Origin of the sequence: Fictibacillus arsenicus, from assembly GCF_001999465.1 — a bacterium.
In the GTDB taxonomy this organism is placed as follows: Bacteria; Bacillota; Bacilli; order Bacillales; family Fictibacillaceae; genus Fictibacillus; species Fictibacillus arsenicus.
Genome location: NZ_MQMF01000007.1, coordinates 17698 through 40951 on the forward strand (window position 1 = coordinate 17698; position 23254 = coordinate 40951).

At 40.4% G+C, this 23254-nt stretch carries 22 protein-coding genes and 1 tRNA gene; all 23 read left to right on the forward strand.

Annotated features, from left to right (window positions below; genetic code table 11):
* The first annotated feature begins 57 nt into the window (after window positions 1-57).
* The 23 genes from ispE (at window position 58) to UN64_RS18680 (ending at window position 23212) form a co-directional block, all read left to right on the forward strand.
* Window positions 58-921, forward strand: coding sequence for a 4-(cytidine 5'-diphospho)-2-C-methyl-D-erythritol kinase (ispE, locus tag UN64_RS18570; RefSeq protein ID WP_077365588.1), 864 nt, complete (start codon window positions 58-60; stop codon window positions 919-921).
* A gap of 60 nt (window positions 922-981) precedes the next feature.
* Window positions 982-1812 carry a pur operon repressor gene (purR, locus tag UN64_RS18575; protein ID WP_066285396.1) on the forward strand — a complete coding sequence of 277 codons (831 nt, stop codon included), beginning with the start codon at window positions 982-984 and terminating at the stop codon, window positions 1810-1812.
* Entirely contained in the window at window positions 1809-2186 is a 378-nt protein-coding gene (locus UN64_RS18580; RefSeq protein WP_171978971.1) for a RidA family protein, read from the forward strand. The genes purR and UN64_RS18580 overlap by 4 nt, the downstream gene beginning before the upstream one ends.
* Before the next feature lie 281 nt (window positions 2187-2467).
* Complete coding sequence (spoVG, locus tag UN64_RS18585) at window positions 2468-2758, forward strand: septation regulator SpoVG (RefSeq protein WP_066238133.1); 291 nt, start codon at window positions 2468-2470, stop codon at window positions 2756-2758.
* Window positions 2759-2986: 228 nt separating this feature from the next.
* Window positions 2987-4366 (forward strand): bifunctional UDP-N-acetylglucosamine diphosphorylase/glucosamine-1-phosphate N-acetyltransferase GlmU, encoded by a 1380-nt coding sequence (gene glmU, locus UN64_RS18590; protein ID WP_077365592.1) that lies wholly within the window; start codon window positions 2987-2989, stop codon window positions 4364-4366.
* A 31-nt stretch (window positions 4367-4397) separates the two neighbouring features.
* Window positions 4398-5348 carry a ribose-phosphate diphosphokinase gene (locus UN64_RS18595; RefSeq protein ID WP_077365594.1) on the forward strand — a complete coding sequence of 317 codons (951 nt, stop codon included), beginning with the start codon at window positions 4398-4400 and terminating at the stop codon, window positions 5346-5348.
* A 370-nt stretch (window positions 5349-5718) separates the two neighbouring features.
* Window positions 5719-6372 (forward strand): 50S ribosomal protein L25/general stress protein Ctc, encoded by a 654-nt coding sequence (locus UN64_RS18600; RefSeq protein WP_077365596.1) that lies wholly within the window; start codon window positions 5719-5721, stop codon window positions 6370-6372.
* A gap of 105 nt (window positions 6373-6477) precedes the next feature.
* Window positions 6478-7038, forward strand: a complete 561-nt coding sequence (gene pth / locus UN64_RS18605) for an aminoacyl-tRNA hydrolase (protein WP_077365598.1) — start codon at window positions 6478-6480, stop codon at window positions 7036-7038.
* Window positions 7039-7102: 64 nt separating this feature from the next.
* On the forward strand, window positions 7103-7333 hold the full coding sequence (fin, locus tag UN64_RS18610) for an anti-sigma-F factor Fin (RefSeq protein WP_077365600.1): 231 nt from the start codon (window positions 7103-7105) through the stop codon (window positions 7331-7333).
* 102 nt (window positions 7334-7435) lie between these two features.
* A complete protein-coding gene (mfd, locus tag UN64_RS18615) occupies window positions 7436-10975 on the forward strand; it encodes a transcription-repair coupling factor (RefSeq protein WP_077365602.1) in 3540 nt (1179 codons plus the stop codon).
* 145 nt (window positions 10976-11120) lie between these two features.
* Complete coding sequence (gene spoVT, locus UN64_RS18620) at window positions 11121-11657, forward strand: stage V sporulation protein T (protein ID WP_077365604.1); 537 nt, start codon at window positions 11121-11123, stop codon at window positions 11655-11657.
* Window positions 11658-12112: 455 nt separating this feature from the next.
* Entirely contained in the window at window positions 12113-13699 is a 1587-nt protein-coding gene (locus tag UN64_RS18625; protein ID WP_077365606.1) for a putative polysaccharide biosynthesis protein, read from the forward strand.
* On the forward strand, window positions 13696-15138 hold the full coding sequence (gene yabN, locus UN64_RS18630; RefSeq protein ID WP_077365608.1) for a bifunctional methyltransferase/pyrophosphohydrolase YabN: 1443 nt from the start codon (window positions 13696-13698) through the stop codon (window positions 15136-15138). The genes UN64_RS18625 and yabN overlap by 4 nt, the downstream gene beginning before the upstream one ends.
* A gap of 126 nt (window positions 15139-15264) precedes the next feature.
* On the forward strand, window positions 15265-15537 hold the full coding sequence (locus UN64_RS18635; RefSeq protein WP_066285421.1) for an HU family DNA-binding protein: 273 nt from the start codon (window positions 15265-15267) through the stop codon (window positions 15535-15537).
* Window positions 15538-15539: 2 nt separating this feature from the next.
* Window positions 15540-15806 carry an RNA-binding S4 domain-containing protein gene (locus tag UN64_RS18640; RefSeq protein WP_077365610.1) on the forward strand — a complete coding sequence of 89 codons (267 nt, stop codon included), beginning with the start codon at window positions 15540-15542 and terminating at the stop codon, window positions 15804-15806.
* A gap of 327 nt (window positions 15807-16133) precedes the next feature.
* The gene (yabP, locus tag UN64_RS18645) at window positions 16134-16445 is read left to right on the forward strand and encodes a sporulation protein YabP (RefSeq protein ID WP_066285426.1); all 312 of its coding nucleotides are present in this window, start codon (window positions 16134-16136) and stop codon (window positions 16443-16445) included.
* Window positions 16442-17041 carry a spore cortex biosynthesis protein YabQ gene (yabQ, locus tag UN64_RS18650; protein WP_077365612.1) on the forward strand — a complete coding sequence of 200 codons (600 nt, stop codon included), beginning with the start codon at window positions 16442-16444 and terminating at the stop codon, window positions 17039-17041. Before yabP ends, yabQ begins: the two co-directional genes overlap by 4 nt.
* A gap of 20 nt (window positions 17042-17061) precedes the next feature.
* Window positions 17062-17421, forward strand: coding sequence for an FtsB family cell division protein (locus tag UN64_RS18655; protein WP_077365614.1), 360 nt, complete (start codon window positions 17062-17064; stop codon window positions 17419-17421).
* Window positions 17422-17512: 91 nt separating this feature from the next.
* Window positions 17513-17953, forward strand: coding sequence for a S1 domain-containing RNA-binding protein (locus tag UN64_RS18660; protein ID WP_066285431.1), 441 nt, complete (start codon window positions 17513-17515; stop codon window positions 17951-17953).
* Between the two features lie 373 nt (window positions 17954-18326).
* Window positions 18327-18403, forward strand: a tRNA-Met gene (locus tag UN64_RS18665).
* Between the two features lie 323 nt (window positions 18404-18726).
* A complete protein-coding gene (gene spoIIE, locus UN64_RS18670; protein ID WP_077365616.1) occupies window positions 18727-21222 on the forward strand; it encodes a stage II sporulation protein E in 2496 nt (831 codons plus the stop codon).
* Between the two features lie 291 nt (window positions 21223-21513).
* Window positions 21514-22266, forward strand: coding sequence for a vWA domain-containing protein (locus UN64_RS18675; RefSeq protein ID WP_077365619.1), 753 nt, complete (start codon window positions 21514-21516; stop codon window positions 22264-22266).
* Window positions 22229-23212 (forward strand): serine/threonine protein kinase, encoded by a 984-nt coding sequence (locus tag UN64_RS18680; RefSeq protein ID WP_077365621.1) that lies wholly within the window; start codon window positions 22229-22231, stop codon window positions 23210-23212. Before UN64_RS18675 ends, UN64_RS18680 begins: the two co-directional genes overlap by 38 nt.
* Window positions 23213-23254 lie beyond the last annotated feature (42 nt).

A 23254-nucleotide genomic window follows, 5' to 3' on the forward strand; every position in this document is an offset into this window, starting at 1 on the left:
TACTGTGTTACTATTAAAAATATCAAAATTGTGTAAGATTTTTAGGCAGGGATAAAGATGATTAATAATAAAGTATCCATTAAAGCACCGGCTAAAATCAATCTGTCTCTTGATGCATTGAGGAAAAGAGAAGACGGCTTTCATGAAGTAGCCATGGTCATGACCACGGTTGATTTAGCTGACCGCATCGAACTGACTTTATTAGAAAAAGATGAAATTAGAATAGAAAGCTCAGGCGGCTTCGTGCCTTTGGATGAACGGAACTTGGCATATCAGGCTGCATTGCTTCTTAAGAAGACGTACGGAATTAAACACGGTGTTTTTATACATATTTCAAAACATATTCCTGTCGCTGCAGGACTTGCTGGAGGAAGCAGTGACGCTGCAGCAGCATTAAAAGGGCTGAATCAGCTTTGGAACTTAGGCTTGTCACTGGACGAACTCGCAGAACTCGGAGCAAAGATCGGGTCCGATGTCTCGTTTTGTGTATACGGCGGAACTGCACTGGCAACAGGCCGCGGTGAAAAAATCCATCACATTTCTTCTCCGCCTCCATGCTGGGTGCTTTTGGCCAAGCCTCCAATCGGAGTTTCGACAGGTGAAGTATACCGGAACTTAAAGCTTTCAGGAATCGAACATCCTGATGTAGAAGGAATGGTTAAAGCTATTGAAGATAAAGACTACGACCAGATCTGCAGCCTTCTCGGCAACGTGTTAGAAACCGTGACCCTTAAAATGTATCCTGAAGTAAAACATATTAAGGAACAGATGATGAAACTTGGGGCTGATGCTGTTTTAATGAGTGGAAGCGGACCGACAGTTTTTGGACTATTTCAGCATGAATCGAGGCTACAGCGGGTTTATAACGGTTTAAGAGGTTTTTGCAATGAAGTCTATGCAGTAAGACTATTAGGGGAATGATTGATAAAATCCGTATAAAAATGTTATATTAACTTCAAACATTCGGTTTTGGAGGAAAATATGAAATTAAAAAGAAGCGGAAGAATGGTGGATTTGACAGCCTACCTACTTCATCACCCCCATCAGCTTATTCCTTTATCTTATTTTGTAGAACGCTATGAATCGGCTAAATCATCTATTAGTGAAGACCTTGCTATCATCAAGGAACATTTTGAACAGCACGGATTAGGACAAGTTCAAACCGTTCCAGGGGCAGCGGGCGGTGTAAAATACATCCCGGGCATCGATCAGGCAGAAGCGGAAGCAACAGTTGAAGAACTTGTTCAGCTTCTCGAAGACCCAAGCCGCATATTGCCTGGAGGCTATCTGTACGTTACGGATGTGATCGGCAACCCAAGGCTGGTTAATCAGATCGGCAGATTATTTGCTTCTATCTTCTCTAAACGAAAAATAGATGTTGTTATGACGATCGCAACTAAAGGTATACCGCTTGCTTACGCGGTAGCTACTCATTTGAACGTTCCTGTAGTGGTTGTTAGGAGTAACAGCAGGGTAACTGAAGGGTCCACCGTAAGTATCAATTATGTTTCCGGATCCACAAAGCGAATTCAAACGATGGCTCTTGCAAGACGAAGCATCAAACAAGGATCCCGTGTACTAATCATTGATGATTTTATGAAAGCTGGCGGTACGATTAAAGGCATGATCAGTTTAATCGAAGAGTTTCAGGCACACATCGAAGGAATCGGCGTACTCGTGGAAGCGCAGGAAGTATCCGAACGCCTTGTAGATGATTATGTTTCGATCGCACGCCTTTCTCAAGTAAACGAAAAAGAAAACCGTATTGAAGTAGAAAAAGGCAATTATTCTCTAAACGGAGGTCATTCATAATGAAAAAGGTTCATACTACAGAAGCTCCAGCAGCAATCGGGCCGTACTCCCAAGGAATCGTCTACAACAATCTGTTTTTCAGTTCTGGCCAGATTCCTTTAACAAAAGAAGGCGAAATGGTCGATGGAGATGTGAAAGAACAGACACATCAAGTATTCAGCAACTTAAAAGCAGTTCTAAATGAAGCGGGCTCATCTCTTGAGCAAGTAATCAAAGCAACTGTTTTTATTAAAGATATGAATGAATTCGCTGATATCAATGAAGTTTATGGCCAGTATTTTTCAGATCATAAGCCAGCACGCTCTTGTGTAGAAGTAGCACGTCTTCCTAAAGATGCTAAAGTTGAAATCGAAGTTATTGCAGTTGTTAAATAAGCTCCTTATGGGGGCTTATTTTTTTACCTCATTTATTAAGGAGCGGCTCAAAAAAATTAGCTTATAGACTATTCGACAAAAACGAGCTGGAACCCAGTAATCGATAAGTTATCATTTTATTTTACTCATACACAATATATAGCCAAAAAACCCAAAAACACTTCTAGAAATGCATTTTTATAAATTTTTTAAAAATTTTTATTTTTCAAAGAAGGATTTTGTAAAATGTTGAAGAATTGTAGTATTACGTTCTTATTATTGGAAAAAGGTGGTGTTTGTAAGTGGAAGTGACTGACGTAAGATTACGCCGTGTAAATACAGAAGGCCGTATGAAAGCGATTGCCTCCATTACAATCGATCATGAATTTGTTATTCATGATATCAGAGTAATTGATGGCAATAATGGAATGTTCGTAGCTATGCCAAGCAAACGAACACCAGATGGGGAATTCCGAGATATCGCACATCCGATTACTTCAAGTACTCGGGAAAAAATTCAAAATGCGGTATTAACAGAATATCACCGTATGGGAGAAATGGAGTCTGCTTTGGAAGAAGCAGGAGCTTCTTAATATCCTAATAAGAATCAAGAGCCTGGTCGCAAATGATTAGGTTCTTTTTATTTGCCTATTTTTATAATAATCTGAAACTTATGCAGAAAAATCAGCTCTTTTCCCCCATATTTTTCTCTATTTATATCAAACCATTGACAATCCCGCGTCACTTCTTGAAATGCCCCCGCGTTTAAGATATATTCGTAATGGTATATTAAGAATTAGGAAAATGGATGGAGGTTCACTATGACAAATCGCTATGCGGTCATTCTTGCTGCGGGTCAAGGAACAAGGATGAAATCCAAATTATATAAAGTATTACATCCTGTATGCGGTAAGCCGATGGTTCAGCATGTTGTTGACCAAATCAGCTCACTTCAAATGAAGCAAATGGTGGCTGTAGTTGGCCATGGAGCAGAAAAAGTTCAGGAACAACTGGGCGATCACATTCAGTATGTCCTTCAAGAAGAACAACTTGGAACTGCTCATGCTGTTATGCAGGCAGAAGAGGTTCTGGCTAACGAAGAAGGAGTTACTCTTGTGGTGTGTGGTGACACTCCGCTTATTACATCTGAAACAATGGAAAAGCTTATTGCTGAACATGAATCACTTGGGGCAAAGGCTACTATCCTTACAGCTCAGGCAGATGATCCAACAGGCTATGGCCGTATCATTCGCAACAGTGAAGGTACGGTTGAGAGAAATGTTGAGCACAAGGATGCATCTGAGGAAGAGCGTAAAGTTACTGAGATTAATACAGGAACATACTGTTTTGATAATAAAGCGTTGTTTGAAGCTTTAAAGAAAGTAAGCAATGACAATGTACAGGGCGAATATTATTTGCCTGACGTAATCGAAATCTTGAAAAAAGCCGGCGAGGTAGTAGCGGCATATCAAACTCCTGATTTCAATGAAACGCTCGGTGTAAATGACCGAGTTGCCCTTTCAAAAGCGGAAAGCTTTATGAAAAAGAGAATTAATGAGCGTCATATGAGAAATGGCGTTACATTAATTGATCCAGAACAAACGTATATTTCCGATGATGCGGAAATCGGAAGTGATACAGTTATCTACCCTGGGACTGTTATTTTAGGGAACACGAAGATTGGTGAAGAGAATATCATTGGTCCTCAATCTGAAATCAAAGACAGTGTGGTGGGGAATGGGAACACAATCCGGCAGTCTGTTATCCATGACAGTGAAGTTGGCAATGAAACAGCAATCGGGCCATTTGCTCACATTCGTCCTAAGTCTGTTCTTGAGAATAATGTGAAGATCGGAAATTTTGTCGAAATTAAAAAATCTGTTATGAGTACAGGAAGCAAAGCTTCACATTTAAGCTACATTGGAGATGCCGAAATTGGCAAAGATGTTAACTTGGGCTGTGGATCTATTACTGTGAATTATGATGGTAAGAATAAGTTTCTGACAAAAGTAGAAGATGGTGCATTCATCGGCTGTAATTCCAACTTAGTAGCACCTGTTACAGTTGGGAAAAACGCTTATGTTGCAGCAGGTTCTACCATTACGAATGATGTTCCGGCTGAGTCACTGTCCATCGCAAGATCGCGCCAGACCGTTAAAGAAAACTACGTTCAAAAGCTTAACGAAAAACAAAACCAATAATTATTAAGAGTGGGGAAGGATGAAGCCATCAATGAGTACGTATGTAGATCCTACATTAAAAGTTTTCACTTTAAATTCCAATAAGGAACTTTCAAAAGAGATTGCCGAGCATATTGGAATTGAGCTTGGAGAAAGTTCAGTAACAAAATTCAGTGACGGGGAAATTCAAATTAACATTGAAGAAAGTATCCGCGGATGTGAAGTATATGTTATTCAATCCACTAGCGACCCTGTCAACCAGCATTTAATGGAACTTTTAATTATGATTGATGCTTTAAAACGTGCATCTGCTAAAACGATTAATGTCGTTATTCCTTACTATGGCTATGCACGCCAAGACCGAAAAGCGCGTGCACGTGAGCCGATTACTGCAAAGCTTGTTGCAAACTTGCTTGAAACTGCAGGAGCTACTCGTGTCATTGCAATCGATCTTCATGCAACTCAAATTCAAGGCTTTTTCGACATTCCTGTAGACCAGCTGCTTGGTGTGCCGATTCTTGCTAACTATTTCTCAAATAAAAATTTAGACGACATCGTTATCGTATCACCAGATCATGGTGGTGTAACAAGAGCACGTAAAATGGCTGACCGTCTTAAAGCACCGATCGCCATTATTGATAAGCGCCGTCCTCGTCCGAATGTTTCAGAAGTAATGAACATCGTAGGGAACATTGAAGGCAAAACAGCAATTTTAATCGATGACATTATTGATACAGCGGGTACGATTACACTGGCTGCTAATGCGCTTATTGAAAACGGAGCGAAAGAAGTATACGCATGCTGTACGCATCCAGTACTTTCTGGGCCAGCTATGGACCGAATCCAAAACTCTTCTATTAAAGAACTAGTTGTGACAAACACGATCGTTCTTCCTGAAGAAAAGAAAATAGACAAAGTTACACAGCTATCAGTAGCGCCATTATTAGGTGAAGCGATCATCCGTGTTCACGAGCAGTTATCTGTTTCTAAATTGTTTGATTAAAATTTTTGCAGCTCTTCTATAAAATTGTCGCTTTTGCGTTTGTTCATTTCTCTTCATTGAAGAATTGATTGTAGTGTAAGGTGCGAGACTCCTGGGGGATCAGTGGGACAGGTGAGACTCTTAAAGGCACAATGTGCCAAGAGGCTCACCGCCCACCCCCCGGAAAGCGAGCAACCTGAAACGGAAATCAACGCTTTATGCAACAAGTATTGCTAAGACAGTTTTTTAGAAGATGCTAAAGTTAATATCTTAATCAAATCATTTTCGCTAAAGAAGAGCTTGCTAAACCGATTTCTAACTTCACGTTTTAAAATCTTCCACTTCGGGTAATCCTTTTAAGAGACTCGAAATAGGAAAGGTGGATCTCAATATGGCAACGAATCTAACAGTCGAAAAACGAGATACTGAAAAACGTTCATTTTTGACGGAGTTAAGAAATAAAGGACATGTTCCGGCAAACCTTTATGGTTATGGAACAGAGTCTGTTGCACTGTCCGTTGATGAACCTGAATTTATTAAAGCTTATAGAGAAGTAGGTAGAAACGGCGTACTCAAACTTAAAGTGGATGGAAAAGATTATTCTGTCATGGTGCAGGAAATGCAAGTACATCCATTAAAGAATGCTGTTACTCATATTGATTTTATTGCGATTGATCTAAATAAAGAAACAGAAGCTGAAGTGCCAGTTGTATTAACAGGCGATTCTGCCGGAGTTAAGGAAGGCGGAGTTCTGCAGCGAGTACATGCAACTGTAAACGTAAAAGCACTTCCGTCAGACTTCCCGGAGCAATTGGAAGCTTCTGTAGAAGACTTAAACATTGGTGATTCCTTGTATGTTAAGGACTTGCCGACTGGCAGCAAATACGAAATTCTTCATGAAGAAGATGAAGTAATAGCAAGTGTTGTACCACCTAAACTTCAAGACGAAGAAACTGACCCAGAAACAGAAGAAGCGGATGAAGCTGGAGATGCTCCAGAGTCCTCTGAATCTGTAGCTGACGATGGTCAAGAAGATCAGAAGTAAGACGAATAGGTATATATAAAACGCAGCCTCCGCTGCGTTTTATTCTGTTTATAAGAATTGATGTATAATGGTCATATGATATTTTAAAGGTTAGGTGAACCAAAAGTGAAATTGTTTATAGGACTCGGGAATCCTGGATCAAGATTTGATGGAACCCGACATAACATTGGGTTTGAAGTAATCGACAGACTTTCCGATTCTTTGAACATTCAAATGCAGCAGACAAAATTTAAGGGAATATACGGCACAGTCAACGTTGGCGGAGAAAAAATTTATTTACTTAAACCCCTGACGTATATGAATTTGTCTGGTCAATGTATACGTCCATTCATGGATTATTTTCAAATACCTGTTGAGGACATTCTTGTGATTTATGATGATCTCGATACTCAGCCAGGCAAACTGAGACTGCGAACGAAAGGCAGTGCTGGCGGTCATAATGGAATTAAGTCTATGATTGCCCATCTTGGAACACAGGAATTCAAGCGGATCCGCTTCGGAATCGGCCGTCCGCAAAATCAGCAGCCTGTTCCTGATTTTGTGCTTAACCGTTTTACTAAAGAAGAACAGCCTGATGTGGAGAGTGGAATTGAACGTGCTGTTAAAGCCAGTGAGGCTTTTATCGATACATCATTTGATAAGGTGATGAATAAGTTTAATGGGTAAAGAATAGATTACACATGTTCCGCTCATAATGGTTAGTAGAATGCTAACCGAAAGGGGAACGTATATGGCTATTCATTACCGGTGCAGGCATTGTAAAACACATGTTGGCACCATTGATCACCATACTGTAAACTCAGCGAACCTTGGATTTGAAACACTAACTGCAGAAGAACGGCAGGATTTACTCTCCTACAAAGAGAATGGAGATATAGAAGTAACGACTACTTGTGAAGATTGTCAGGATACACTAGAACGGTATCCTGAATTTCATACACTGAAATCTTTTATTCAATAAGGTATTGCTTTGGCCGCAGGCTATTAATGCGGTCCAAAGCCTTTTTCTGTTTACATGTCATAGTCTACAGCTATGAACGGCGTTTGAGAGGGGGAGAAAGAATTGCTCGGATTAAAGAGATATTTTAGTCAGGGAGAAGATTTTGATTCTATTTTAAATGGTATAAATGTCGGACTGAAAGAACAATTAGTTGCGGGTCTTTCAGGTTCTGCACGGACAATGCTGATCAGCAGCCTGCATGAAAAAACGGGTAAGCCTCAACTGGTTGTCACACATAACTTATTTCAGGCACAAAAGTTGTATGAAGATTTAATTTCTCTTTTACCTGAAGATGAAGTTTATTTATATCCGGTTAACGACTTAATCTCTTCAGAAATGGCAATATCAAGTCCGGAATTAAAAAGTCAGCGCATAGATGCTCTGAACTATTTAAGCAAGTCTGCTTCGGGTGTCATCATTACACCGATTGCGGGGTTAAGAAGATATTTGCCGCCTATTGAAACTTGGAAACAAGCAGGACTTTCTTTTCGTATGGGAGATGAGATCGATCCTGATCAAATATTAAATAAGCTTGTTGCCATGGGGTATGAAAGGACATCAATGGTTCAAACTCCTGGCGAATTTAGTGTGCGCGGGGGAATTATTGATATTTTCCCTTTAACTCTTAAGAACCCTGTTCGTATTGAACTATTTGATACAGAAATCGATTCAATCAGGTACTTCGAAGCAGAAACGCAGCGTTCAAAAGATAAAGTACAAGAGATTTCCATCGTTCCTGCAGAAGAACTCATTTTGTTTAATGAGCATTACGAACAAGCTGCCGAGCGGATTGATGCGAGGCTAGCAGACACACTAAAAAATATTAAAGATGATTCACTAAAAGAGATGCTTGTTGAAAATATCAGCTATGAAACAGGACGATTAAGAGAGCATCAACAGTTCCAAAGTATGTATAAGTACGCTTCTTTGTTTTATGATAATCCGGCAAGCCTTTTGGATTATGTTTCTCCTGACTGCTTAATCATTATGGATGAGATCGGACGGATACAGGAAACGAGCCAGCAGCTGGATAAGGAAGAAGCAGAGTGGCAGACAGCTCTATTGGAACATGGTGAGCTTGTCCGGGGTCTCACGATATCGCCTGATACAAACGTAATCCTAGGTGACAAAAAGAGTTTCCCGATTATTTATCTATCTCTTTTCTTAAGACATGTTCCTCATACCCAGCCGCAGAACATTTTAAATGTAGAATGCAAAAGTATGCAAAACTTCCATGGGCAGATGAATGTACTAAAAGGAGAAATGGATCGCTGGAAAAAACTTGGATTTGCGATCGTTTTTGTTGCGCTGAACAAAGAACGTGCAAACCGTCTGGAAAGAGTTCTGGCTGACTATGAGATGGATGCCGGAATTATAGATGACAATAAAGATATTCACCCCAAGACAAGCCAGATATTGCTTGGAGACCTTGCAAGTGGTTTCGAGTCCACAAAACAAAAGCTTGTTGTCATAACAGAAGAGGAAGTTTTTACGAAAAAAGCGAAGCGTCCTGCCCGCAAGCAGAAGATGACAAATGCTGAACGAATAAAAAGCTATTCAGAACTAAAGGTGGGCGACTATGTTGTTCACGTTAACCACGGGATCGGAAAATATTTAGGCATTGAGACGCTCGAAATCAAAGGTGTGCATAAGGATTATCTGCACATTAAGTATTCTGGCAATGACACGCTTTACGTACCTGTAGATCAGATCGACCAAGTGCAAAAATATGTCGGCTCTGAAGGTAAAGAGCCGAAGATCTACTCATTAGGCGGAAGTGACTGGAAAAAAGTAAAAAGCAGAGTTAAGTCTTCTGTACAGGATATCGCAGATGATTTAATTAAGCTTTATGCGGAACGTGAAGCAAGTAAAGGATATGCGTTCTCAGAGGATGGCGCTGAACAGAGTGAATTCGAAGGAAGCTTTCCGTATCAAGAGACAGAAGACCAGCTTCGTACGATCGAAGAGATTAAAAAAGACATGGAAAGCATTCGTCCTATGGACCGGCTGCTCTGCGGAGATGTTGGCTATGGAAAAACAGAAGTGGCGATCCGTGCTGCTTTTAAAGCGATTATGGATGGAAAGCAGGTAGCTTTTCTCGTGCCGACAACCATTCTTGCTCAGCAGCACTTCGAAACGTTCCGTGAGCGGTTTTCAGAGTTTCCAATTACGATTGGCAGCTTAAGCCGTTTCCGTTCAAAAAAAGAACAGAACGAAGTAATAAAAGGCTTAAAAGCAGGCACTGTAGATATTGCGATCGGTACGCACCGTCTTCTTTCAAAAGATGTTCAATATAAGGACCTCGGATTATTGATTATCGATGAAGAGCAGCGTTTTGGAGTCACCCATAAAGAAAAGATTAAAACGCTCAAATCGAATGTGGATGTACTTACATTAACTGCAACACCAATACCGCGCACACTGCACATGTCCATGCTTGGAGTGCGTGATCTGTCGGTTATAGAAACACCTCCTGAAAACCGTTTTCCAATCCAGACGTATGTCATGGAGTACAACGGTTCCCTTGTCCGTGAAGCCATTGAAAGAGAGATGGGACGCGGCGGCCAAGTATATTTTCTGTACAACCGGGTCGATTCCATAGAGAGGATGGCTGAACAGATCTCTATGCTTGTTCCTGATTGCCGGGTGGCGTATGCACATGGTCAAATGTCAGAGAACGAGCTAGAAACAGTCATGCTTGAGTTTTTAGAAGGAAACTATGATGTGTTAGTATCCACGACGATTATTGAAACAGGTGTCGATATACCGAATGTAAATACCCTTATCGTCTATGATGCGGATAAAATGGGATTATCTCAGCTTTATCAGCTTCGCGGACGTGTAGGACGATCCAATCGTGTTGCTTATGCGTATTTTACGTATCAGCGTGACAAAGTTTTAACAGAAGTCGCTGAGAAACGACTGCAGGCAATAAAAGAATTCACAGAGTTAGGTTCAGGCTTTAAGATTGCAATGCGCGACCTGTCTATCCGAGGTGCTGGAAACCTTCTTGGTGCTCAGCAGCATGGATTTATTGATTCTGTAGGTTTTGACCTTTATTCGCAGATGCTTGAAGAAGCTATCGAGGAACGCAAAGGAACGAAACCAAAAGAAGTGGAAGAGGAAATGGACTTCAACATAGAAGTGGATGCTTATATTCCTTCCAGTTACATTGGTGATGAGAAACAAAAGATCGAAATGTATAAGCATGTACGAGCTGCTAAGTCACTAAAAGATATTTCTGATTTGCAGGAGGAATTCATCGATCGTTTTGGCGATTATCCTGTTGAAGTCGAATGTTTGCTGCTGGCTGCAGGAATAAAGCTGCGTGCTAAGCGTGAAGGCATTCAATCGATCGAACAAAAGCAAGACACGATTAATATGCTTCTCACCGAAAGTTCGACGGCTTCAGTTGATGGAGGAAAAATGTTTGAGATCGCAAACAAGATCGGAAGACATGTGAACCTTGGGATGCAAAATAACTTTATGAAAGTGGTTATTAACCGAAAACGCCTAAAAGACTTAGAGCTCTTAAAACAAATTGATCTTTTCCTAAAAGAAATAAAGCATGCAAGGAAAGAAAAGACAACAAATACACGCTAAAATTTAATAAGCCCTCTCATTCGTGAATAGAACAGGAGATGTAACAAATAATAAACCTAGAAAATGGAACATTCTTTCTGAGAAGGAACCATTTTGTTGTTACATCAGTGCACTATCATCATCCGAAAGAGAGGGCATTATTTATATGAAAGCGACTGGTATCGTTCGACGTATTGATGACCTTGGGCGCGTTGTTATTCCTAAAGAAATCCGCAGAACACTGCGAATTCGAGAGGGAGACCCGCTTGAGATTTTTGTAGACAGAGATGGAGAAGTCATCTTAAAAAAATATTCTCCGATTAATGAGCTTGGCGACTTTGCGAAAGAATATGCAGAAAGCCTTGCAGACAGTACAGGTCATGTAGTTTTAATTGCTGACCGCGATACATATATTGCGGTAGCTGGCGGATCCAAAAAAGACTATCACAATAAAGCCATAGGCAAAGTAGTGGAATCTTCTATGAGTGACCGGAAGACACTGGTTGAATCAAACGGAACAGAAGCCGAGCTTATTGATGGTATTAAAGAAAATACATCTCATGTGATCGCTCCAATCATAGCGGGCGGCGATCCAATTGGAGCGGTCGTTATGATCGGAAAAGAAGGAAAGAAGCTTACTGAACTGGAGCAGAAACTTGCTGAAACTGCTGCAGGATTTTTAGCCAGACAGATGGAGCAATAAGAAAGGGCTATCTTCGCCCTTTCTTTTTTTGTTTTTGCAACACATGTATATCGCCGGGCGATACGTTACCACAAAGGCACGAGCGTTACTTTCAATTGTGGTATAATACGTTGAATTAAAAAGAATTATAAAAAGATGTGTCGACATGTGTCGTCCCGGGAAATATTAATCTGAATGGGTTCTTTTAAAGAGAGTCTCTTCTCTTAAAGAATGATGCCCTTCAGCTCTTTTCATTCTCTCCATTGCAAGTTGATTGGAGAGCAAGGTGCGAGACTCCTATGGGACAAGTGGGACAGGTGAGACTCCTACGGGTGCAAAGCGATAGGAGGCTCACCGCCCGCCCCAAGGAAAGCGAACAACTGGAGCGGAAATCAACCACTTTCAAGAGCTACAAGGTTTACGAAAACAGTATTTGAAAATTGATGGAAAACGTTAAGGATTTTTGAGGTACTAGAATGAACACAAAAAAGTCTTCTGTTTGGGAAGGTGCTTTGCTGCTTACTGCAGCAGCCCTTGCTGTAAAATTATTAAGTGCCGTCTACCGGATTCCCTATCAAAACATGACAGGTGATTTCGGTTTTTATGTATTTCAGCAAGCCTATCCTTTTTATGCGATAGCCGCTGCTGTTGCTTTTACAGGATTTCCGATGGCTCTTTCTAAAATGATCGCATCTGAAAAAAGCAACAATGACCATCTTATAAAGACGTCAATTTGGACATCCTTTTTGTTAGGGATTATTTCTTTTCTATCTTTGTTTATAACTGCACCATACATAGCAAATTTGATGGGTGACAGCCATCTTGTACTGCCTATCCGTGTTATTTCCGCACTGTTCTTATTTATACCGCTGTCTGCATTTCTCAGAGGTACCTATCAAGGATATGGTGATATGCAGCTTACTGCTGTTTCACAGCTGCTCGAACAAACCGTTCGGGTTTCAGGTATATTATTAATTTCATTTTATTTTGTTAAAGAAGGCTATTCCAGTTATGAGACAGGAGCAGGCGCATTATCAGGGTCGGTTTTAGGAGCTGCAGCTTCAGGATTGTTTCTTTTGTTCTTCTGGAGAAAAGGAATTACTCCCGCCTATCATCCTCAAGCCAAAATAAGGATTGCATATGGAACGGAACTTCTGAAGTCGAGTATTTATCTTTCTTTAAGTGCACTTGTTCTAGCATTGATGCAGCTGGTTGATGCTTTCCTTTTTGTAAATGTGTGGGTGAATAGCGGTATGCAGGCGTATGACGCTAAACTGTTAAAAGGGGTATTTGATCGAGGTCAGCCTCTTCTTCAATTGGGAACTGTAGCCGCAGCATCTGTAGCCCTTGCTGTCGTTCCAGAAATGGCTCATTTAGTACAGCAAAAAAGAAATGCTGATATTCAGTCACTTACAAAGCTGTCAGTAAAAATTTCTGTTGTTTTTGGCGGTGCAGCAGCAGTCGGGCTCATCTGTATTATGGAACCGCTAAATACTATGCTTTTTAGGAATGCAGAGGGATCATCTGCACTTGCTGTATTGTGTTTGTCCATTGTTTCAGTATCTATTATTTATACTTCTACAGGCCTTTTGCAGGGAATCGGTCATGGAAGATATGCAGCGTTATCCATCCTGGCTGCAATGCTCGTAAAAGTAGCAGGAAACCTGATATTGATACCGCACTTCGGAATGGAAGGAGCAGCACTTTCAACTGTTATTGCTACAAGTATTTCTGCAGTGCTCCAATTAATAAAACTCCAAATGGCTACGAAATTTTTGAGCAATGTAAGGGCAGTTAACCTATTCTCTTATCTATTTTCATTAGGTGTTATGGCTGCCAGTGTTATGTTGTGGGTAATGATTGCCGAAAATATTTTTGAAGGTGTTTCTAGGTTAGATGCTATGTTTATCAGCTTAACTTCTTCGGTGCTTGGCGGAATGATCTACCTTACAGTCATTATAAAATTTAAAATATTTTCTCAAGGTGAGTGGGAATCAGTATTCCACTCTATCGACACAGTTAAAAAGCTAGTAGAACGGCTGAAAAAAAGGAGGCCAAAATGAATAAAAAAATTACGATTATAGGCTTAGGAGCAGGGAACTTAGATCAAATGACGATCGGTATATATCGGTTGCTCGAATCAGCAGAAACAATATATGCGAGAACGATCCATCACCCTGCTGTAGAAGAGCTGATCTCACAAGGTAAAACATTTAAAACATTTGATGATATCTATGAAAAGCATGATCAGTTCGAGCCTGTATATGAGGAAATTGCAGAACTTTTATTTAAGGCTGCTGAAGAAAAAGGACATGTCATTTATGCCGTGCCAGGCCATCCTTTAGTTGCTGAGCAGGCAGTTCAGCTTTTACTGCATAATGCTGATCAAAATAATACAGAAGTCTCTGTAGCTGGCGGTAAAAGTTTTCTCGATGAAATGTATACGGCGTTAAAGATTGACCCGATTGAAGGGTGCCAAATACTTGATGGGACATCATTAAAAAAAGAAGAGATCCAAATTCGTCATCATCTTGTTATCGTTCAAGTGTACGATTCTTTTATCGCATCGGAAGTAAAGTTGACACTCATGGAGAAGTACCCAGATGATTATGAAGTGGCTGTTGTAACAGCAGCTGGAAGCTCAAGTGAGACAATCAAAAGAGTTCCGCTATATGAATTGGATCAGTCTGTAACATTAAACAATCTAACCGCTGTATACGTACCTCCTGTCAAAGAAGAAACGTTGATGTACAGAGATTTTGCATTTTTAAAGAGTGTTATTGAAAGATTGAGAGGTCCTGGAGGCTGTCCGTGGGATCAAAAGCAAACACACGTCAGTCTGAAGAAATACTTAATTGAAGAAGCGTACGAAGTACTGGAAGCGATCGATGAGGAAGATGATGAGACTTTAGCTGAAGAGCTTGGCGATATTTTGCTGCAAGTGCTTCTGCACGCTCAGATTGGCGAGGAAGAAGGTTTTTTTGCGATAGATGATGTAATCTTTGTCTTAACCGAGAAGATGATCCGCCGCCACCCTCACGTGTTTAGTGATGTGAATGCAGAAGATGCCGATGAAGTCGTTGCAAACTGGGAAGCTATAAAAGCACAGGAAGCGGGTAAGGAAAAAAGGGAGTCTCTATTGGACGGGGTGCCTAAAGGTATGCCGGCTATTCAAAAAGCCTTTCAATTTCAGAAAAAGGCCGCCAAGGTTGGATTTGACTGGAAAGATACAGAGCCGGTTTATGATAAGATTCTAGAAGAACTAAAAGAATTTCAAGAAGCTGAAGGTGAAGAACAGCTGAAAGAGCTTGGTGATCTGCTGTTTTCTGTAGTGAATTTAGCCCGTTTCTACAAAATAGATCCTGAAGAAGCTCTTAATGCAACGAACAGAAAGTTCTATAAGCGTTTCCGTTATATTGAGACTGCACTAAAAGAGAAGAATCTATCTTTTGAAGATGTAACAATGGAAGAAATGGACAGGCTTTGGGTCGAAGCAAAATAATTTTTTTTTCAACAAAGAAGGATTATAGTGAGAAATAGAGAATATTTTCTCGAGAAATATCATGAACCCTTAATTATAAAGGGTTTCTAGCGAATTCTTTGAAAGAAACTTTAGGAGGTAATAAAAATGAACAAAAATGAATTGGTAACAAATATCTCAGAAAAGTCAGGTCTTACTAAGAAAGATGTAGAAACAGTCGTTAATGGCGTAATCGATGAAATCACTTCTGCTCTTAAAGGCGGAGAAAAAGTACAGTTTGTTGGATTTGGAACTTTTGAAACTCGCGAGCGTTCTAGCCGTACTGGCCGCAACCCTCAAACAGGTAAAGAAATTCAAATCCCAGCTGCTACTGTTCCAGCATTTAAAGCAGGAAACAAGCTGAAAGAAGCTGTTAAGTAAGCATGCGCTTAGACAAATTTCTGAAAGTCTCCCGTCTTATTAAACGGAGAACCGTGGCGAAGGAGATTTCAGATCAAGGCCGTATCACGATAAACGGATTGCAGGCGAAAGCTTCTTCTGATGTAAAAGTTGGGGACGAGCTTACAATTCGTTTTGGCCAAAAGCTTGTAAAGGTGAAAATCAACGAGCTTAAGGATACGACCAAAAAAGAGGACGCTGACAACATGTATACCGTCCTCGAAGAAAACCGCATCGAAACGACTGAGTAAAGAACCTGAATTCTTCAGGTTCTTTTCCTTTTGTTGTTTTAGCATGGTTGTTCTATATGAGTTGTTGATTTACGCTCCAGGTCCTCGCTTTCCATGGGGCGTGCGGTGAGCCTCCTGCCGCTTTGCGCCATTAGGAGTCTCCACCTGACCGCTCGTCCCATAGGAGTCTCGGACCTTGCGCTTCAATCAACTTACATGGAGGATAAAAAGAAAACATCCAAAACAAAAATACTACTGACTCAAAAAACAACTCTTTTGATTCATCATAGCTTGTTCTATTCCCCCAGCTTGTTTCATACATTTGTATAGAATAGAGGAGGGGAATGTATGGACCAACGATATGATTTTAATAACAACTATAATCAAAAAGTAAGCACTCCAAATCATGATGTAAGAATGATAGGCCGTAAGAATCTGGAGATCACAGGTGTTAAGCAGGTTGAAAGTTTTGATAATGAAGAATTTCTTCTTGAAACAACGATGGGCTTCCTGGCGATACGCGGGACAAACTTGAAGATGAAAAACCTTGATGTCGAATCTGGTGTAGTGAATATCGAAGGGAAAGTATTCGATCTTGTCTACCTTGACCAGCAAACCGGTGAAAAGAATAAAGGTTTCTTCGGCAAATTGTTCAAATGACGTTAACCGTACAGTTTCAAACAATGCTGGCTATGGTTTTCATGGGGATATGGATCGGCATGGCTGTTGATACTTACAGCCGGTTCATTCATGAAAAGCGAAAGTGGCACTGGCTTCATTTCTTAAATGACCTTCTTTTTTGGCTGGTACAGGCTTTGCTGGTTTTTTATGTTCTTCTTCATGTTAATCACGCGGAGATTCGCTTTTATATTTTTATAGCTTTAATTTGCGGTTATGCTGCTTATCGTGCACTTTTAGAAAACCTATATAAAAAGGTACTAGAATGGTTTGTTTCAGCAGCTGCAGCAATTTTCCGCTTTTTATACAATCTGTTTAACAGTTTACTTGTGGTGCCGATAAAATGGTTGATTATGATTATTACGGGTATTCTTTTATATGTATTAAAGCTTTTACAAAGAATAGCCGTTGTTTTATTAAAAATTCTTTTTTCTCCTTTTAGATGGATCGGAAGGCTTGTATGGCGTTTCATTCCAAAACAAAAATGGTATAATTTAAAAGAGAAATATTTAAAAGTTGCAGGGTTTTTTAATTCGATGAAGAATAAAGTCAGCAATTGGAAGGGAAAAAAGAAGTAAAGGAGGGGAAGAGCGAACAAATGCGCCAAAAGAAGATAACAGAGATTCACTCACAATACATCCAGAATAAAGAACGCCATGAGAAGGTGATCGCTAAACGTAAACGCGGACTATACAGGCGTTTAACGGGGGCTTTTATCGTATTTTCCTTTTTTGCTTTTTTAATTATTACGGGTATTGCAGAGCAACTCTCCCTTTTAAATGAAAAACAGACGGAACAAAAAGAGCTGACTGAAGAATATAAAGCTCTTTTACAAGAAAAGTCACAACTTAAAGATGAAGTGAATAAACTAAAAGACGAAGAATACATTGGGGAAATCGCCAGACGCGACTTTTTTATGTCAAAGCCTGGTGAAACAATCTTTAAACTTCCAGAATAAAGCAAGAAGCGTTCATTGACACGCAGATTTTTTCGAATGTATAATAAGTATTGATATCTTTTGAGATTTTTTAAGGAGGAGCATTTTTTGCATGTCAATTGAAGTAGGCAGCAAGTTGCAAGGGAAAGTTACTGGGATTACTCATTTTGGAGCGTTTGTTGAGCTGCCAGGGGGTACTACAGGACTCGTGCATATTAGCGAAGTTGCGGATAATTACGTAAAGGACATCAACGAATTTCTTAAAGTTGGTGATCAAGTCGAAGTAAAGGTTATGAGCATCGAGAAGGACGGAAAGATCGGTCTATCTATTAAGAAAGCAAAGGAAAATGTTGCTTCCACTAGACCTGCACCATCCAGAGGCGGATTCAACAAATCTCGCAAAGGTCCAAATCGCGGCGGAAATAATCATCCTACTGCATTATCTTTTGAGGATAAGATGAGTAAGTTCCTTAAGGATAGTGAAGACCGACTCACTACTTTAAAGCGTAGTACTGAATCAAAAAGAGGGGGCCGCGGCGGCCGAAGAGGATAATTGATGCATTTTTAATGCTCATTCATCTATATATGGCTAGCATCCTATTCATTAGGGTGCTTTTATTTTTTACATTTTTTTCTAGAGGTTGTGCATTTGAATCGTTTTTTAACTTCGTTGACAAGTTGATTGGAGCGTAAGGTGCGAGACTCCTACGGGATCAGCGGGACAGGTGAGACCACGGCAGGCTTGTTTAGCCTAGGGGGCTCACCGCACGCCCCGTGGAAAGCGAGCATCCTGAAGCGGAAATCAACTACCTTCTTTGTTTTTGTTTAAACTACAAGAATAAAAAAACTTTTTCGACAAAAATTGAAAAGAACCGTTGACAGTTATATAGGATTCTTGTAATATACTACTTGTGTCTTTTACAAATGGCGGTGTAGCTCAGCTGGCTAGAGCGTACGGTTCATACCCGTGAGGTCGTGGGTTCGACTCCCTCCGCCGCTACCATTTTTTGACACTTACATATAAAATATTCAAGAGCGCCCGCATGTGGCGCTCTTTTTTTATGCCTAAAAAATATATTCAAATAAAATCCCCGTTTTATTTAATAATTAACCATTTATTTTTCATCATAATTCTTCTTAATCTCTTTTAATTCAAGATTTAAGCTTTTATTTTTATACGAATGCTGTCCTCTTTTGCTTTTCTTTCGTGAAATGGTGGGGAAGACCGTCGAGAAGTTTTTCTAGCAAACATTGTTCTTTTGACAAAATCTTTGTTCTAAACCTGTTTATAATGGTTACACAAATTGGAAACGGGTGGTGTATGGGATGTGGCAGAAGGTAGAACAAGAAGTACTCGAACCGATTAGAGGCATGGTGTGGGTAGAAAAAGGTCAGCAGGCGGTTTATAAGACAAGTAAGAGGTGGCTTCAGATTTTGAACCAGAGCATTTTTAATTGGAGAATGCTGTTGTTTGGAATTGGCTTTTTGTTAGGACGAGCTATGATTTTAGCTGAAATGGCTCCATTTGCATTGCCTTTTGCAGCGAGTGTATTTGTCTTAAGAAAAGAAAGGACAGGCATTGCCGTATTTGCCGTACTGGCCGGCGCGATGACACATCAGCCGATCAATGCCTTGTTTTTCATAAGTGCCCTGCTTGTATATGCGTGTCTGCAAAGAGGAACAGATCTATTTATAAAAAATAGAATTCAAAGTTTGCCGCTATTGGTATTCGGATCAAGCTTGATATCCCGAACGTTATTTTCTTTATTTGGGGAAGGGGGACTTGAACGGGTCGACACCATGCTTGCTCTTGTCGAGGGAGGACTGAGCTTAGTCCTCACATTAATCTTCCTTCAATCCATTCCTTTGTTAACGTATAAGAAGATTCCTCAGTCACTGAAGAATGAAGAGATCGTATGTTTGATGATCCTTCTCGCCTCGGTAATGACAGGAACAATCGGCTGGCAAATTAATGATGTCTCTGTTGAACATGTCGTATCCCGTTATCTCGTACTTTTGTTTGCTTTTGTTGGCGGCGCAGCTATTGGTTCTACCGTTGGTGTAGTGACTGGTTTAATTCTTAGTCTTGCTCAAGTAGCTAGTCTGTCTCAAATGAGCTTGCTGGCGTTTTCCGGTTTGCTGGGAGGACTTTTAAGAGAAGGGAAGAGATTCGGGGTAAGCTTAGGGCTTATCATCGGAACTGTATTGATCGGATTGTATGGTGAAGGCAGGGCAGAAATTACGTCTACTTTGATGGAATCTGGTTTTGCGATTCTTCTATTTCTATTAACACCAAAAACAGCGATAAGCAATATTTCAAAATATGTTCCGGGTACAAGAGAGCATTCCATGCAGCAGCAGCAATACTTAAAAAAGATTCGTGATGTGACAGCAAGCCGTGTTGAAAGATTTTCTTCTCTATTCCAGGCGCTGTCCCATTCATTCGGTTCAGTTGGCTTATCTTTGAATGAAGAAGAAAGCTCGCGAGAAGTAGATTTATTTTTAAGTAATATTACAGAAAAAACATGCCAAACATGCTTTAAGAAAGAACAATGCTGGGCTCAAAACTTCACATCCACCTATGATTTAATGACAAAGATCATGGTCGAACAAGAAGATTACGGAGATATAAGAGACCGGAAATTAAAACGTGATTGGGAAAAGCATTGTATTAAACCACAAAAAGTAACAGATTTAATGAAACAAGAACTATCACAATATAAAGCAAGCCAAAAATTAAAAATTCAAGTTCAAGAAAGCCGCAGACTTGTCGCGGATCAGCTTATGGGTGTTTCTCAAGTCATGGGGAACTTCGCAAAAGAAATTCAGCGGGAACAGGAAAATCATCAAATTCAAGAAGAACAGATTAAAGACTCTTTATTCCAAGCAGGAATTGATGTTGGACATGTTGATATTTACAGCTTGGAAGCTTCTAACGTTGATATCGAGATGACGATTCCTTTTTGCAACCATTCTGGAATTGCAGAGAAACTTATCGCTCCGATTTTATCCGATATTTTGGAAGAGACGATTCTTGTAACTCATGAGGAATGTGCCAATTATGCAACTGGATTCTGTCACCTGTCATTCCATTCAGCAAGAGAATATGTGGTGGAAACAGGAATTGCTTCAGCGGCAAAAGGGGGAGCGTGGCTTTCTGGAGACAGCCACTCGACAATTGAAATTGGCGCAGGTAAATTTGCTGTAGCTATAGCTGACGGAATGGGTAACGGCGAACGTGCATTCATAGAAAGCAACGAAACCCTTCAGCTGCTGCAAAAAATTCTTCAATCAGGTATTGAAGAAGAGGTCGCGATCAAATCGGTAAATTCCGTTTTATCATTAAGAACAACAGACGAGATCTTCTCAACGCTTGATCTGGCTATGATCGACCTGCAAGATGCATCTGCTAAGTTTTTGAAAATCGGTTCGACTCCAAGTTTTATTAAACGCGGTGACCAAGTAAAAACAGTGGAAGCAAGCAACCTGCCGATGGGCATCATTCAGGATTTTGACGTAGATGTTGTGGACGAGCAGTTAAAAGCCGGAGATATTCTGATTATGATGAGTGACGGAATCTATGAAGCACCTCGTCACATTGAAAATATTGATGCATGGTTAAAACGGAAAATAAGAGAAATCGATACAGACGATCCTCAGGAAATAGCAGATCTTATTATGGAGGAGGTTATCCGGTCAGGAAATAACGGGATCGAGGACGACATGACAGTAGCGGTTACGAAGATCGAAAAAAATATTCCGAAATGGGCAACAGTTCCTCATTACCCGAAAGTAAACTTAAACAGAAAGAAAGCTCAATAGTTTATTAGAATAAGAGGCTGCCTCGAAAATAAGTATATTTACTTTCTGAAGAAAGGCAGGAGGCTCACCGCCCGCCCCGCGGAAAGCGAGCATCCTGGAACGGAAATCAACATCTTCTTAAGCAACAATATTTACTTAATAGCTAATCAAAAGAGGCTTGGCTTTAAACGTTTTTCGTTTTGAGTCATTCCTCTTTTTTATGTGCATAAAGTCCTTCTAAACGTATATTCCGAGACCTTTTTGACGATGATGGTAATACGTTAAAAATCGTACTTGAGAGGTGTTAGAGATATGCGTAAAAAAGGAACGTTAAGGCAGATTCTGCTGATTACAGACGGGTGTTCAAATCAAGGTGAAGATCCAGTAGCGATGGCGGCACTTGCTCATGAACAAGGCATTGCAGTAAATGTAATCGGTGTATTGAATGAAAATGCGCCTGAGTATCACAGACAAGGATTAAAAGAAGTAGAAGACATAGCGATGGCTGGAGGCGGAATCAGTCAGGTCGTTTATACGAAGCAGCTGGCACAAACGGTAAAGATGGTAACGCAAAAAGCGATGGCCCAAACGATTAAAGGTGTCGTAAACGCTGAGCTGCAGCAAATCCTCGGGAACAAATCTACGATGGATGATCTTCCTCCGGATAAACGCGGAGAGGTGATTGAAGTAGTCGACGAAATGGGAGAAACTATGAACCTCGAAGTATTGGTATTAATAGATGCATCCGGTTCAATGGAAGATAAGATGCTGACAGTTCAGGAATCATTGCTCGATCTATCTATCTCGCTAAATTCGAGAATTGGTGAAAATGAGTTTTCGATTTTTGCCTTCCCCGGAAAAAAGAAAGAAGTGGAAGAATTATTAAGCTGGTCTTCGAAATTAGATTCGATCGGCAAAATCTTTTCAAAGCTTACATTAGGCGGAATTACACCAACAGGCCCGGCAATAAAAGAAGGGATCGCTGCTTTCACTCGTAAACGATCCTCGAAAAGGAGCTTCTTGTCCGATGATGCCCCAGGATATATCGAAGAGTCCGGTATGTAACTTAGCTGCAGGAGAAGAAATTCGCGGAAAATGGAATCATTTAATTTATCGTATACGCCGCCGTTTAGGTTATGGTGCAACGGGCGCGGTGTATCTCGCTGATTCTATTAACGGCACGGTTGCTTTAAAGATTGGTCATGACCAGATGTCAATTACATCAGAAGTGAATGTGCTGAAGCGTTTTTCTAAGGTCCAGGGGAAAGTCCTTGGACCTTCTTTAATCGATGTTGATGATTGGCAGACTAGAAGCGGAACATATCCGTTTTATGCGATGGAATATCTAAAAGGTGAGACGCTTTTTGATTTTATGAGGCCGAAATCTTCCGAATGGGCGGGAATTTTGCTCGTTCAGCTCTTAACGGATTTGCACACGCTTCATCAGGCGGGCTGGGCTTTTGGTGATTTAAAGCCTGATAACCTGCTTGTTACCGGTCCCCCATACCGGATAAGATGGATTGATGTTGGCGGCACAACTGTCATGGACCGGTCAATAAAAGAATACACAGAATTCTTTGATCGGGGGTATTGGGGGAAGGGTTCACGAAAAGCGGAGCCTGCTTATGATTTGTTTTCAGCTGGAATGGTGATGGTTAACCTGGCTTATCCAGCACGTTTTACGAAAAAAAGTGATCCTGACAGACAGATGCAGGATTTAAGAAAAAACAGTCCCATGCTTAGACCTTACACACATATTCTTGAGAAGGCATGGAACGGCAAGTATCGATATGCTGAAGAAATGAGAAATGAACTTGTGCTTTTATTAAATGAAAAAGATAAACGTACGGTTCAGCAGAATAAAAATCCTGCAGTTCAAAAGTCAGTTGTACAAAAGCAGACAAGGCAGTCACAAAAAAAGAAACAGAAAAGTTTTATAGCCGAAACTTTTTTAGTATTTACTTTTGTCTTTGTCGTTTATTTATTTTATATGCTTGGTCAGACGATGTAAGAGTGTAAGTCAGCAGCATTCTTTGATATGATTTTAAGGAGA